The 13,612-nt window shown below is 38.3% G+C and carries 12 protein-coding genes; all 12 read right to left on the bottom strand.

Going from position 1 to position 13,612, the window contains the following annotated elements; all coding sequences use genetic code 11:
* Window positions 1-70 precede the first annotated feature (70 nt).
* The 12 genes from pgmB to CBF29_RS10345 all read right to left on the bottom strand — a co-directional run bounded on the left by pgmB (window position 71) and on the right by CBF29_RS10345 (window position 13,130).
* A complete protein-coding gene (pgmB, locus tag CBF29_RS10290) occupies window positions 71-730 on the bottom strand; it encodes a beta-phosphoglucomutase (protein ID WP_211334277.1) in 660 nt (219 codons plus the stop codon).
* Window positions 730-3,051 (bottom strand): glycoside hydrolase family 65 protein, encoded by a 2,322-nt coding sequence (locus tag CBF29_RS10295; RefSeq protein WP_126809641.1) that lies wholly within the window; start codon window positions 3,049-3,051, stop codon window positions 730-732. Before CBF29_RS10295 ends, pgmB begins: the two co-directional genes overlap by 1 nt.
* Window positions 3,052-3,072: 21 nt before the next feature.
* Entirely contained in the window at window positions 3,073-3,888 is an 816-nt protein-coding gene (locus CBF29_RS10300) for a carbohydrate ABC transporter permease (RefSeq protein WP_126809642.1), read from the bottom strand.
* Window positions 3,888-4,748 carry a carbohydrate ABC transporter permease gene (locus CBF29_RS10305; protein WP_126809643.1) on the bottom strand — a complete coding sequence of 287 codons (861 nt, stop codon included), beginning with the start codon at window positions 4,746-4,748 and terminating at the stop codon, window positions 3,888-3,890. The genes CBF29_RS10300 and CBF29_RS10305 overlap by 1 nt, the downstream gene beginning before the upstream one ends.
* A 65-nt stretch (window positions 4,749-4,813) precedes the next feature.
* On the bottom strand, window positions 4,814-6,109 hold the full coding sequence (locus CBF29_RS10310; protein WP_126809644.1) for an ABC transporter substrate-binding protein: 1,296 nt from the start codon (window positions 6,107-6,109) through the stop codon (window positions 4,814-4,816).
* Window positions 6,110-6,215: 106 nt separating this feature from the next.
* A complete protein-coding gene (locus tag CBF29_RS10315; RefSeq protein ID WP_126809645.1) occupies window positions 6,216-7,991 on the bottom strand; it encodes a glycoside hydrolase family 13 protein in 1,776 nt (591 codons plus the stop codon).
* 176 nt (window positions 7,992-8,167) lie between these two features.
* On the bottom strand, window positions 8,168-8,509 hold the full coding sequence (locus CBF29_RS10320) for a thioredoxin family protein (protein ID WP_126809646.1): 342 nt from the start codon (window positions 8,507-8,509) through the stop codon (window positions 8,168-8,170).
* Between the two features lie 18 nt (window positions 8,510-8,527).
* Window positions 8,528-9,697: a nucleotidyltransferase gene (locus tag CBF29_RS10325; RefSeq protein WP_126809647.1), complete on the bottom strand. Its 1,170-nt coding sequence runs from the start codon at window positions 9,695-9,697 to the stop codon at window positions 8,528-8,530.
* A gap of 123 nt (window positions 9,698-9,820) precedes the next feature.
* Window positions 9,821-10,738 (bottom strand): thioredoxin-disulfide reductase, encoded by a 918-nt coding sequence (trxB, locus tag CBF29_RS10330; RefSeq protein ID WP_126809648.1) that lies wholly within the window; start codon window positions 10,736-10,738, stop codon window positions 9,821-9,823.
* Window positions 10,739-11,244: 506 nt separating this feature from the next.
* Entirely contained in the window at window positions 11,245-11,526 is a 282-nt protein-coding gene (locus tag CBF29_RS10335; RefSeq protein WP_126809649.1) for a hypothetical protein, read from the bottom strand.
* Window positions 11,527-11,781: 255 nt separating this feature from the next.
* Window positions 11,782-12,438, bottom strand: a complete 657-nt coding sequence (gene deoC / locus CBF29_RS10340; RefSeq protein ID WP_245987351.1) for a deoxyribose-phosphate aldolase — start codon at window positions 12,436-12,438, stop codon at window positions 11,782-11,784.
* A 248-nt stretch (window positions 12,439-12,686) separates the two neighbouring features.
* The gene (locus CBF29_RS10345; protein ID WP_126809651.1) at window positions 12,687-13,130 is read right to left on the bottom strand and encodes a transposase; all 444 of its coding nucleotides are present in this window, start codon (window positions 13,128-13,130) and stop codon (window positions 12,687-12,689) included.
* Window positions 13,131-13,612: the final 482 nt, after the last annotated feature.

Raw genomic sequence — 13,612 nt, forward strand, 5'->3', positions numbered from 1 at the left:
GAGAATCCCACTGTTAACAGTGGGTTTTTCATCAGGTTTTATAGTGGGTTCATTTATTTTTAAAACACAATTATTTTCCGGCTGCAGCCATAATCTTATCAAAATCCAGCTGTGCCGTTGTCTCTACGCGATAATCAGCATCTCTCATGGAGACTTCATCTCCAACCCCGACAGAAAACATGCCCGCTTTTCTGATACTTTCAATTCCCGCTTCAGCATCCTCTACCCCGATACACTGGGAAGGTTCCAACCCTAGAAGTTGTGCCCCTTTTAAAAATATTTCGGGATCCGGTTTGCTTTTGCTTAGAGTTGCAGGATCAACCACGATGTCAAACATCTCAGAAATCCCTAATTTTTCCAAAATAAACGGTGCGTTTTTGCTGGCTGAAGTCAGACCCATTTTTAAGTCATGTTCTTTGATTTTATTCATCAGCTCCATTATTCCTGGAAGAATATCTTCTGGAGTAATCAACTGAATCAGTGTCAAGTAGTCATCATTTTTCTCCACAGCAAGTGCTGCTTTTTCCTGCTCGGTAAAATCGTTTTCCTTGTTGCCATACTTTAGTATGCGCTCCAGTGAGTTCATCCGATCAACGCCTTTCAGCTGTTCGTTGAACTCTCGATCGATTTTGATATCGATTTTTTCTGCCAATTTTTTCCAAGCTCGGTAGTGGTACTCTGCACTATCTGTAATTACTCCATCTAAATCAAACAGAAAGCCTTTTATCACTAATTTTCTCCCTCATTCCTAGATAATTTTACTCGAAGATGACCGTCCAACACCATTTTTTCATCAAATATCTCAAGCGGCAAGCTGTCCCCAGCCAGCAGTTCTATTTCTACATCTTCGTGACTGACAGACAATTCCAAAAGACGTCCACGATAATTGATTTTGAAACGATAGTTTTGCCAGTTATTTGGAATAAATGGCGCAAATGACAATTTACCTGTCAATGTCCGCATACCTGCAAAACCATGAACTATCGCTAACCAGCTACCGCTCATCGATGTAATATGCAAGCCGTCTTCTGTATCATTGTTGTAATTATCCAAGTCGAGACGAGCCGTGCGGGCATAGAATTCCACAGCTTTCTCTTCCATCCCAAGTTCAGCAGCTAGAATACTGTGAACGCAAGGAGATAAAGAGGATTCATGGACTGTCAAAGGCTCATAAAAGTCAAAATGACGTTTCTTTTCTTCTTTTGAGAACTGATGATTTAAGAAATACATGGCTTGCAGCGTATCTGCTTGTTTGATATATGGCGAACGTAAGACCCGGTCCCAAGACCAGTTTTGATTTAACGGCAAATGTTTTTTGTCCAGCTGTGCCACAGGTGTTAAATCTTTGTCTAAGAACGTGTCGTGTTGAACGAAAATATCCAAATCTTCGTCATAAGGATAATACATTTTATTAATAATATCCAGCCATTTTTCCATTTCTTGTTCACTGATTTGAAGTTCTTCACGTTTTTTATCAGAAATTTTGGCTAGGGTGTCTAAAGTATAGCGTAATACCCAAGCGGCCATTCTATTTGTGTACCAGTTGTTGTTGACATTATTTTCATACTCATTAGGTCCTGTCACGCCATGAATCATGTATTTATCATTCCGTTTAGAATAATGAACACGGTCTTCCCAGAAACGTGAAATTTCAACAAGAACCTCAATGCCTTCATTTAATAAATAACTTTCATCACCGGTATAGGTAGAATAATTGAAAATGGCGTGGGCGATGGCAGCATTACGATGGATTTCCTCAAAGGTGATTTCCCACTCATTATGACATTCGATACCGTTAAAGGTCACCATTGGATAGAGAGCACCTTTTAGCCCTTGCTGCTTGGCATTATGCTTGGCTCCGGGAAGCTGCTGGTGGCGGTATTTAAGTAATTGTTCTGTTACTTTTGGCTCTGCCACAGACAAGTACATCGGAACAATGTAGGCTTCTGTATCCCAGTAAGTGGCCCCACCATATTTTTCTCCGGTAAAGCCTTTAGGACCAACATTCAAACGAGCATCTTCTCCGTAATAGGTAGAAAACAACTGGAATATATTGAAACGGATTCCCTGCTGGGCTTCATCGTCTCCTTCAATGACCACGTCTGCCTTGTCCCAACGCTTTTCCCATGCCGCGCGATGTTGTTCTTCTAATTCTTCAAAAATATATTTTTCTAAGTCCGTTAAAACTTCTTTCGCTTTTTCCACATGTTGCTCTTCTGGAACATTACGAGTATTGATTACTGCCACTCTTTTTTCAACTGAAAAAATATCTCCTGAAGCCACGTTGGCTTGAACAGTTTCACCTGCATATTTCACTGACTGGTTTTTCTCACTAGTCATTGAAGTATTTTCTCCAGAACTTTTACTGGAAACTGTGAACTGATTTTTCATTAAGGACGTCACACTAAATCTAGGAGTCCCGAAAGGATTTTCTTTCGTCTCCATTGTCAAATAACTGCCGTCTTCATCAGCTTTTACAGCCTTTTCTAGCCAGAACTGTTCTTCATAGTTACTGTCTTCGTTTGTCACGTTACCATCCAGATAGGAAGTCACTGTCACCTCTGCTGACCCGGATAACACTTCCATCGTTAGACGAACAACTGCTAATTCAGGGGTGGCAATACTGACAAAACGTTTAAAGTTTAATGCTATTTCGTTTTCTCCTTGCTCCACCACGTAACGTCGGGACAAAATCCCGGTTTTCATGTCTAATTCTAAATAAAAATCTCGATACTTGATTTTATTTAAATCAACGATTTCATCATTGATTTTGATCGTCATCCCGATAAAATTAGCGGCATTGATTACTTTGCCAAAGTATTCCGGATAACCATTTTTCCACCAGCCGACTCTCGTTTTATCTGGAAACCAGACTCCGGCGATATAGGTTCCCTGATGTGTATCACCAGAATAAGTTTCTTCAAAATTCCCCCGCATACCCATGTAGCTGTTGCCAATAGAAGTCAAACTCTCTTGGAGCCGTTTGTTTTCCTTATCAAAGCAAGTAGTGGTCAGTTTCCACGGATGGATATCAAATAATCGTTTATACATGTTCTCCTCCCTACTTTCCCTTTATTTCACTGCGCCGTCAGCGACACCAGCAATGATTTGTTTCTGCATGAAGAAATAGAAAATGATAACAGGAACAATGGCTATGACCAAACCTGCTAAGGCTAAATGCCACTGCTTTGTATATTCTCCGAAGAAGAAAAACATCTTTAAGGGAATCGTTTGTTTCCCCTCTTTATTGATAACCAGAGAAGGAAGCAAATAGTCATTCCAAATCCACATGGTATTCAGCAATGCGACTGTTACAGTCGTTGGTTTGAGGATTGGGAAGATCACATGCCTGAAAATTTGCCAGCGTGTTGCCCCGTCAATCACTGCTGCTTCATCCAGCGCAACAGGGATAGCTTTCATTGCCCCGTGGTAAAGAAAAATCGACATACTGGCACCAAAACCGATGTACATGAAAATCAAGCCTCCGCGGTTCAGCTGATCGATTTTCCCGAAAATACTGACCAATGGAATCATCACCGATTGAAAAGGAATCAACATAGCCGCAACGAACATCATGAAGACGGCCCCGCTTAATTTTGTTTTAACCCGTTGCAAGGCATAGGCAGCCAAGGCAGAAAAGAAAATGATAAAAACCACACTGCCAACGGTAATGATTAAAGAATTAAATAGTGTCTTAACAAAATCTAAATCTTGAAATGCTTGTATGTAGTTATCAAATGTTCCATCTTTGGGCAGTCCCAAAGTATTCGTAAAAATTTCTCTCTTAGGTTTTAAAGAATTGACGATCATTAGATAGAAAGGGAATAGCCAAGCCAATACTAAAACTAAACCGAAAATCCCAAAAACCCATTTTTTCTTTTTAGTCATCATACTTCAATCTCCCTCTTCTTAGTCAAATAAACTTGAGTCAACGAAATCACCGCAATAATCACAAAGAAAATAATAGCTTTCGCTTGAGCATATCCCATTTTATTTTGCGCAAATGCTGTGTTAAAAATATTCATTGCAACCATTTGTGTCGAATTATATGGTCCTCCAGCAGTCAAAGATAAGTTTTGATCGTAAAGTTTGAAACAATTGGATAGCGTCATAAACAAACTTACAGTAAATCCTGGCATAATCATCGGAAATTTTACCCGCCAAAATTTTTGCCAGCTGGTAGCGCCGTCTAGGCTGGCAGCTTCCAACAATGATTCATCGACACTTTGTAAATAAGAAATATAAATAATCATGATATACCCCGACATTTGCCAGCACATGACGATGACTAATGCCCAAAAGCCTGTTTGTGTGGTGGACAGCCATATCTGTAACGATTCTATGCCAAGGGCAGAACCGATACTGGCAAAAGCTTTAGTAAATACGAACTGCCAAATAAACCCAAGAATCAATCCGCCAATCAAGTTTGGCATGAAAAAGATTGTCCTTAAAAAGTTGCTTCCTTTAAATTTTTGTGTGACAAGCAATGCCAAACCCAAGCCGATCACATTAATCAAAATAATAGCAACAACTGAAAATTTAGTCGTAAACCAGAGGGCCGAGCGAAACCCCTCATCTTTAAATACATCGAAATAATTTTGAATCCCTACAAATGCGTTAACAGTCACGCCGTCCCAATCAGTGAAAGAGAAATACAATCCGTAAAGAAGTGGAAGGATGACCACACAGAATAGGGCAACAACTACCGGAGCAGTGAAAGCGTAAAACCAGCTTTTTTTTGCACTCATTTTTTTAACCTCCTCAATGTAAAAGGATAGAGACTCGCTTTAGAGCTCTATCCCTAGTGAAACAATTATTTTCTAGAATCTTCCCAAGATGTTTTAACGTCATCCATCAATTCTTCCCAAGAGCCTTCACCGCTGACATATTTTTGGATGCCTGCGCCTAAAACGTTCATACCCCAGTCAGTTGGATAACCCATGAACACCCAGCCAGTTGCATCGCCGGCATTTGAGTACTCATAAACCTGTTTTGACAATGGGTCAACGATTTTTTCAGTGTCAAAGCCAGAGTATGCTGGAATAAATTTGAATTCTTCAAGCACTACTTTTTTACCTTCTTCTGAAGTGTATAACCAGTCTAAGAAGTCTTTAGCTGCTTGCTGATCTTTATCGTCTGAATTATTGTTTACAGCCCAGTAGTTTGGTACGCCAACTGGAATTTTATTTTCTGCCACACCATCAACCGGAATTGGCAAAATACCTACATTGTTTTCAGCAAATTCTGGATCGATTTCTTCAATTGTGCCATAAACCCAGTTTCCTTGTTGTGTCATAGCAATCAATCCATTTGAGAATAATTCTTCCATTTGTTTAGAGTAATCTAAGCTATTGGTTGGTTGAACTGAATACTCCTGCATCAAGTCAATGTATTCTTTAAATTCTTTGTTATAAGTAAAATCTAATGCTTTTGATTCATAAGTTTTGTTAACGTCATTGTCAAATTCTGGTGCAATAAATGTGTTGGAAGCATGAAGACCGGTAATCCAAGTTTCTTTCGCTGGTAGAGCAAAAACAGCTTCCAAACCTAATTCTTCCTTTTTGCTGTCTATTGTCTCAGTTGCTTTTCTCAAATCTTCCTGAGTCACGATATCTTCTACTTTAATTCCAGCATCTTCAAATACTTTTTTATTGTAAAGCAAGCCGTAACCTTCCATATTGTAAGGAAGTCCTAAGATTTTATCATCTCTTGTTACCGCATTAGTGGTTCCTTCAAGTGCATTTTCAGCCGCTTGAGTGTCGCTGACGTCTGCTAATGATTTTTCCCAAGTTGTCAAATCTTCTGGACCGCCGATATTGAAAATATCTGGCTCTTCACCGGAAGCAAATTTAGTTTTTAGTGCTGCACCATAGTCATCTCCGCCGCCGACGGTTGAAATATTGATTTTTATTCCTGGATTCAATTCTTCATACTGTTTGGCAACTGCTTTAAACTGTTCGTTAAACTCTACTTTAAATTGGAAAATGTCTACCGTTACTTCGTCACCTTTGCTTTCTTTCTTATCATTGCCCCCGCCACATGCTACAAGTGACAAAGCAATACCGGCAGTCAATAAACCTAATCCTACTCTTTTCCAACTTTTTTTCATTGTTAAGCCCCCTAAAATTTTTGTGTTATTTGATTCACTAACCACATTATTGTTCCTGTGGAGATAATTTGCAAGCGATTTATCATTGTTACCGATAACAGAATTTTTATTGGGAAACTTTAGTGATGATAAAGCCATTTTGAGCTATTTGTGCTTTACCTTCCACAATTTCTGTATTTAAAGACATCAATACTTCTTGATTAAATAACTCGGCAGTTTGGATTTCTTCCCCTTTATTGAACCATGCGTTCAGCTGTTCCTCGTCTGTTTTACGACTAAAATGAAGACACTTATTTTCATCATCCAGCTCCTCAAAAATAAGTTCTCCGTAGGATAAAACAGGATGAAAGTATTTGCGCAAGGTTATTAATTTTTTTACAAAGTACAATAAATCCAACTCTTGCTTTTCTTTGTCCCATATCATACATTTCCGACAGTCCGGATCATTTTCTCCGGTCATACCGATTTCTGTTCCGTAGTAGAGACAAGGAGACCCGTGTTGTAAAAATGTAAAGGCCAGCGTCATCTTTGCCACATCTTTATCTTCTTTGGCCACGGTCAGCAGCCTTGCCGTATCATGGGAATCTAACACATTGAACATGACTTCATTCGTCTGTTGACGATAAAGCATCAGCTGGTCAATGAGACCATCCGACAACATCGAGACGGTAATATTATTTTTAACAAAAAAATTTAAGATTGTTTCTGTATAGGCATAATTCATCACCCCATGAAATTCATCACCATTCAGCCAATTCTGAGAGGAGTGCCAAATTTCACCTAAGATATAAAAATCTTCTTTAATACCAGTTACAACTTGATAGAACTTTTTCCAAAATTGATGATCTACCTCGTTAGCTACATCTAAACGCCAAGCATCTATATCAAATTCTTCAATCCAATACGCTGCAATTTTCAACAAATATTCCTGAACCTCTAGATTAGCTGTGTTTAATTTAGGCATGCTAGGTGTAAATGAAAATGTGTCATAATTTAGCTTTTCAGCCTCTTCCATTCGGTCCTTATCTACAGGTGCTACTGGAAATTGACGAATATGAAACCAATCTACAAATGCCGATTGTTCTTGTTTTTCTAACACATCTTGCCATTGTTCAGAAAAATAGCCCATATGATTAAAAACAGCATCCAGCATGATTCTGATACCCCGTTTGTGAGCTTCCTCCACCAATTTTTTAAAAAGTGCTTTGTCGCCAAAATGAGGGTCCACTTCAAAATAATCAATCGTATCGTATTTATGGTTGGAGTACGCTTTAAAGATAGGACAAAAATAAATGCCGTTGATGCCTAAATCCACCAAGTAATCTAAATGATTCAGCACACCTTGCAAATCCCCTCCAAAAAAATCGGTCCGGTCGGGATGTTCTTTACTTCCCCAAGGCAACGTGCCTGTTGGATCATTAGACGGATCGCCATTATCAAATCTTTCTGGAAAAATTTGATACCAGACGGTTTGTTTCACCCACTCTGGCGTTTTCACTCGGTCCGATTCATGGAAATAGGGCAGACGAAAATAATTTTCGTTTACTTCTAAAGTGTCGAGGGAAAAACTTTTTATTCCACGATCTCCGTAAAAGACATTTTCACCATCTTTGCCAATCAGATGAAAACCATAGCTTAATCGTCTGTGAGCTGCTGAAACCTCAACAAACCAATAATCAAAAATATCGGTTGTAAATATTTTTTTCATTTTTATAGGCGACTGATACCACTTATCTTCCATAACAAGGTAGGGATCACCATGAAGCAAAGCCACTTCTTGTACATCTTCTTTTTTAGTTCTCAATCGAAGATGGACACTGTCCTGTTGATAAAGGTAAGCATATTCACTTTCTGGTCGATGATAGACTGCCGACTTTTCCAAATTAATCTCCCCTTTTATTCACTTACTGACGTTTGTTGACACTTTCAAGCATACATAAGCTGATTTTTATTTTCAACACTTAGCCTGCTGTTACCGGTATCAAAAAGCGTAAAAAACCTTTGGCAAACCGTTGTCTTAAAACAGTTCACCAAAGGCTCTTTGTTTAATAATTTTATCTATGCTTGCGATTCAATGTATCCATGGACGATTTTTTTCACATCTTCTTCGAAATCCTTCGTGTTAATCATTCGGGCTTTTCTCAAGTATTCTTTTCCTTCTACAAATAAAAGCAGGACAGGCGCTGTCAATGCTTGAAACTCCCTAGCCACTTCGGGGACTTCCAGACTATCGACAACCATGCCGTGAACCTCGGGAAACTTTTCAAATATGGCTTCCACTTGAGGTTGCAGCCCATGGCACACACTGCAGCCTGTGGTCACAATATATAAAAATGCTATCGGCTGATGGTCGATTTCCTCCAAAATTTCTTCTAAATTATCATATGAAACAAACCCCATATTTATCACTCCTTTATTTTATATCATGATTGGTTTTGTATAATAATCTTGCTCTTTTTTCTCCGCTTTCACCAGCTGAAATAATTGTCCCGCCCGGATATCCAGTGACAACAGCGATTCATTTTGACTGTTTACATTCGTGATGACAGGCAACGTCAGCTTGTTTTTCCGTACGTTCAGATATTTTTGCCCTTTTTCGTTGAAAGCAAGAATGCGAAGATAACTATTGTTCCAGACATTTGTGACCTCCTCTTGTGTCACTTGTAAAAGAACGTATAAGCACAGACGCTGGAGACGTGTCCATGTAAAACGTTTTGTTTTGACTTTTTCAATAAAATCTTTAAAACTATCTGCTTCGTTGACATACTTTTTTAAGCGGTTTTCAATCCCTTGAGTCATCTGGTAAATATGCCTAAGTTGTGTTGTTGACTGTACCGTCAGCTGATATTTTAACAACGGCCAAAATAATTCCCAATCAATCGTCTGGTGCTCCTTTAACTGTCTGAAAGTTTCTTCCGGGAGCACCGACTTTATTTCACGCCATTTTTTTTCTTTCACGTGTTGCCGGATACTCGTTCCACTGGCAAAATTCCCCTGTGTGATTTCTGTCTGATGATGTTCACTTTCCTTGCGGGGAATCGGGAATAATTCCATTGGCCGAGCATGCAAAATGTTCTCTTTCGCATAGCCCATGCCTAAAATATGATTGGGCGAGTTAAAATCCAAAGTCATTTCAGGATATAGACGGCGATAAACTTCTGTCATCTGTTGCGGATAGCTCATGCCGTTATTCTGGATTTTTTTAAACGCGTCATCGATTTCTCTCTGATTTTCAAGCTGAAATTTTGCAAACTCCTGATAATCTATCTCGCCAGAATAATCCGTCCCAAAAGATAAAGCTTCTGTCCCTAAATTTTGTAGTAGTTTAATACTGCCTTTTGAAAAGTAGTCCGCAGACTGAACAGCGTAAGCAAAGGGTAATTCAATCACCAAGTCAATGCCATGGTGTAAAGCTAATTCAGCCCGCACCCACTTATCGATGATTGCCGGCTCTCCCCGTTGCAGAAAATTCCCGCTCATTACTGCGACCATCACCTCTGCCTGACTCAGCTGCTTCGCTTTACTAATCTGATAGCGGTGACCATTATGGAAAGGATTATACTCTGCTACAATACCGCAACTTCTCATGCTGTTTCTCCTTTCCATTCTTCCCCTGTAATTTTCTTTCTCTATCTCCATTTTACACTAAAAGTCGCGATAGAAAAAGATTGCGAGGACAGTTTCTGCCTTCCCGCAATCTTTATCATCCTATTAATCTTTTAATGATTCGATATACTTGTAAGCTTCCAGTCCAGCAATACTTCCATCTCCAACAGCTGTGGTGATCTGACGCAACACTGTCTGTCGGACATCTCCGACGGCATAAATTCCCGGGACGGACGTTTCCATTTTTTCATTAGTCACGACCCACCCTTCCCCGTCTAAAATATCGAGAGAAGAAAAAGCTTCAGTGATCGGAATCACACCGATATAGATGAAAACACCGCCTGTTTCCAGCGTAGAGATCTCACCTGTTTTGGTGTCTTTCAATTTAAGCGTGCGAACCTTTTGATCGTCGCCTTCAATTTCTTCTACTACTTTATTCCATAAGAAATTAATTTTTTCATTATTGAATGCTCGACCAGCCACCACTTTCTGACATCTCAATTCGTCACGTCTATGGATAATCGTAACAGATTCAGCTAATTGTGATAAATAAATTCCTTCCTCTACGGCAGAATCTCCTCCACCTACCACTACCAGCGGCTGATTTCTGAAGAAAGCTCCGTCACATACGGCACAATAAGAAACGCCTCGGCCGGCATACTCTTCTTCTCCAGGAATGTCTAACTTGCGATGCTCTGCACCTGTAGCAATGATCACTACTTTTGTATCATAACTAGTATCTTCGGTAATAACTGTCTTATAATCCCCATGGTCCTCTACATTTGTCACATAGCCGTACCCATGTTCTGCTCCAAAATTTGTTGAATCTTGGTACATCTTTTCGGAAAGCTCAGGCCCAGTAATCAAACCAGCACCGGGAAAATTTTCAACTTCAGCAGTGTTTTGCATTTGACCGCCATAAATACCTCTTTCCAAAACCAAAACTTTTAAATCAGCACGTGAAGCATACAGTGCCGCAGTCATGCCGCCGGGACCTGCTCCAATTACGATTACATCATACATGTATTTACTCCCTCTTTCTAAAACTTGTTGTCTAGATATAACTTTACTCATCTCACCTTCGTTTGTCCAACCTTTTGCTTGCGACAAAAGGGATGTAAAAAAGAAATCCATAATTTTATAAATCCTGCAGTCTTTTAATTTAAAAGCAGCTATTTAGTTAAAATAAGAGAAAAAAGACATTCACGAATCTCATGAATTCCTCTCCAATAGGCATGACAAAAACTAACACTCAGGCACAATTGATTCCTGAACTAAATAAAATCAGTAAAGAGGAATATCAAAAACATTTAAAAATGATAAAGAATTGTACGAATGGCCCACAATAAACTTTCAAAAAAAATAAACAATACTAAAATAACCGGTATAGATGCTGAACGAGACGCACATCCACATATTAAAAATGGTCCATGAGCAGATTGGAGGGTCAAGAGTTCATTGCCAGTTCAAATGGCGGAGCAGGAGTAATTGCTTATTAATAGAAAAAGAACCCTTATATGCAAAGGATTCTAGGGAGCTAAAGGCGGTTTGAAAATGAGTAAGGCTATCAAAAACAGGAGCATCATTATCCAAGGTGAAAAAGCGATAATGATGTTTAAAATGTTTAGTTTAGTGTTTTTACGGTTTTTTATTTGAAGAAAAGAAATTATAATCGAAATAAATTCTAATAATACAATGATACGCATGTGGTTTCGCGACAGTTCTTGCCAATTTAAAATAAAAATGATTAATGCGGTTAAACTTAAAACATAAGAAATAATAGTCATCATGTCTATTTTTTGTTTAATCATTTTAAAATCCCTCTTTTTTATTTTAAGGATAGCAGATAGAGCAGCTTAAAGGCAAACTAAGTATACTTTTGGACAGAGGATAAAGCAAAGGTTGTTTTATCAGATAAGAAACTAATCCGAACATCCCCTTGTGTTTCTGGAATTTAAATACCTGACCTGTAATGCTCTAAATTACTGATTAACTTTAAAATTTTTCTAAATTCGTTTGATTTCCGATTATTTTGGGAAAAATTAATCAGCCAAACTCAACTGCTATTACTTCTTTTTTAGCACCGACTTATATTCTTCGATAATTTTGATGCCGGAACTTGTACCTATTCGTTCTGCACCAGCTTCAATCATCTTTTCAGCTGTCTCAAAATCACGGATACCACCGGCTGCTTTCACTTTTACTTTGTCACCAACAACCTCCTTCATCAATGCTACATCCACAATTGTTGCGCCGCCTGTTCCAAAACCGGTAGATGTTTTCACGAAATCCGGTAAAACTTCTCTAGCAATTTCGCATACTTTTCTTTTTTCATCATCAGTCAAATAACAATTTTCTAAAATTACTTTACTTAACATCCCATGTTTTTTACTAGCTGAGACAATCGCTTCCATTTCCTCCCTTATATAATCAGTATTTCCATCCTTTAACTCACCAATGTTAATCACATAGTCAATTTCATCTGCTCCATTTGCTGCTGCATCTTCAACTTCAAAAACCTTCGTTTCAATCGTCGTTTGTCCCAATGGAAAACCTATGGCTGCCCCAACATGTACAGAACTATCTTTTAATAATTTTGCACACAATTTGACCGGTGAAGAATTTATAGCCACTATCTTAAAACCATAATTATCTGCCTCATGACATAACTGCTTAAATCCTTCTTTTGTTGCATCGGCTTTCAAAAGTGTATGATCAATCATGTTCGCCAATTCGTCTATTGATAAATTAAATGTCAATGAAATTCCCTCCTATTTTTCTTCTATTTTGCCTTCATTATCTCATACTTTCAATTCACAAAACTAAACGAAAAATTATACTCAAATTTATTTCTCAATTGAAATACAATATGGCGTAATAACTGAGCTAATTTCATAATTCACTTTTTATAAAAGCAAACACTCGACCAATTTCAAAGGATTTGTTTTTTGAAATTATGCGACTATTTCTTTTAGAAGTTTCTTTGATTCAATCGTTGTGCAGCGTATGTTTTTAAATTATAGGTCAGTTGTATGAGTAACATTTCTGTTTGAACGATGTTGGCTTTATAGTGAGTGCTATTATTTAGTTTCATGTGTTCTTTCAAATAATCATTAATTCGTTCGACAGCCTTAGCATCAATGACCACTGGCTCTTCCAAAATACCAAACTCTTGATCAATCGCCTTTAAGAGAAGAATATTTTGGCGTTCAAGCGTCTCAATATTCTCGCTTAATGTTTGTAGAATACGGGAAAAAGTCGCTTCTGAGGGATCTCTGTCTCCATAAAGAAATCCCAAGCTAAGCTTGAAGCGAATATCTTGTTTAATTCTCGTCACAAGAGCCTTGATGGTAGGAATCTCCTCTAAAAAATGAATCATCAGTGCGCGAATAGCCGCTTCATAGTTCACCGTAATAGAAGCACCGACCGTTTTTTTCTTTTTGGAAGAGAGTGACTAAAGGTAAAAGATCCATGGGGAGAAAATTTCTTGATATCGGTCTTCAATCTCAAGTTCTTGTAAAATTTGGATGTCAAATAAAGTGGGTTGTTGTATGATAGACATAGGAATCTCCTTTTCTGTTTACTTGTCTGTCCGACAACCTAATTGTAACAGATGGGGAGGTTCTTTTTTTTATGGTTTTTAAAACGTTGATACAGCACGGGCTAATAATTATGAAATTAGCTCACCTAGCTATATATCATCTGTCTTTATCATGACGATAATGTCGTTAACTCTTCAAACGGAATGTTTTAGGTGCCCATTTTACTCGTTTTAAATCATTTGTACGGTATAAAACTGACGTTGAACTAATTATTTTTGTGGTTGAATTGACTGATTGATTTCTTTTAATTCAGCCGATGTGAGATAACGCCATTGACCTGCTCCCAGGTTACCTA

The organism is Vagococcus elongatus (genome assembly GCF_003987645.1).
Lineage (GTDB): Bacteria > Bacillota > Bacilli > Lactobacillales > Vagococcaceae > Vagococcus_A > Vagococcus_A elongatus.

What these genes read in the sequence shown, in the direction of transcription:
- CBF29_RS10325 (WP_126809647.1), bottom strand. Translation starts at nt 9,697, where the DNA reads ATGAGAAGTTGCGGTATTGTAGCAGAGTATAATCCTTTCCATAATGGT.
- CBF29_RS10305 (WP_126809643.1), bottom strand. Translation starts at nt 4,748, where the DNA reads ATGAGTGCAAAAAAAAGCTGGTTTTACGCTTTCACTGCTCCGGTAGTT.
- CBF29_RS10310 (WP_126809644.1), bottom strand. Translation starts at nt 6,109, where the DNA reads ATGAAAAAAAGTTGGAAAAGAGTAGGATTAGGTTTATTGACTGCCGGT.
- CBF29_RS10300 (WP_126809642.1), bottom strand. Translation starts at nt 3,888, where the DNA reads ATGACTAAAAAGAAAAAATGGGTTTTTGGGATTTTCGGTTTAGTTTTA.
- deoC (WP_245987351.1), bottom strand. Translation starts at nt 12,438, where the DNA reads ATGATTGATCATACACTTTTGAAAGCCGATGCAACAAAAGAAGGATTT.
- trxB (WP_126809648.1), bottom strand. Translation starts at nt 10,738, where the DNA reads ATGTATGATGTAATCGTAATTGGAGCAGGTCCCGGCGGCATGACTGCG.
- CBF29_RS10295 (WP_126809641.1), bottom strand. Translation starts at nt 3,051, where the DNA reads ATGTATAAACGATTATTTGATATCCATCCGTGGAAACTGACCACTACT.
- CBF29_RS10320 (WP_126809646.1), bottom strand. Translation starts at nt 8,509, where the DNA reads ATGGGGTTTGTTTCATATGATAATTTAGAAGAAATTTTGGAGGAAATC.
- CBF29_RS10335 (WP_126809649.1), bottom strand. Translation starts at nt 11,526, where the DNA reads ATGATTAAACAAAAAATAGACATGATGACTATTATTTCTTATGTTTTA.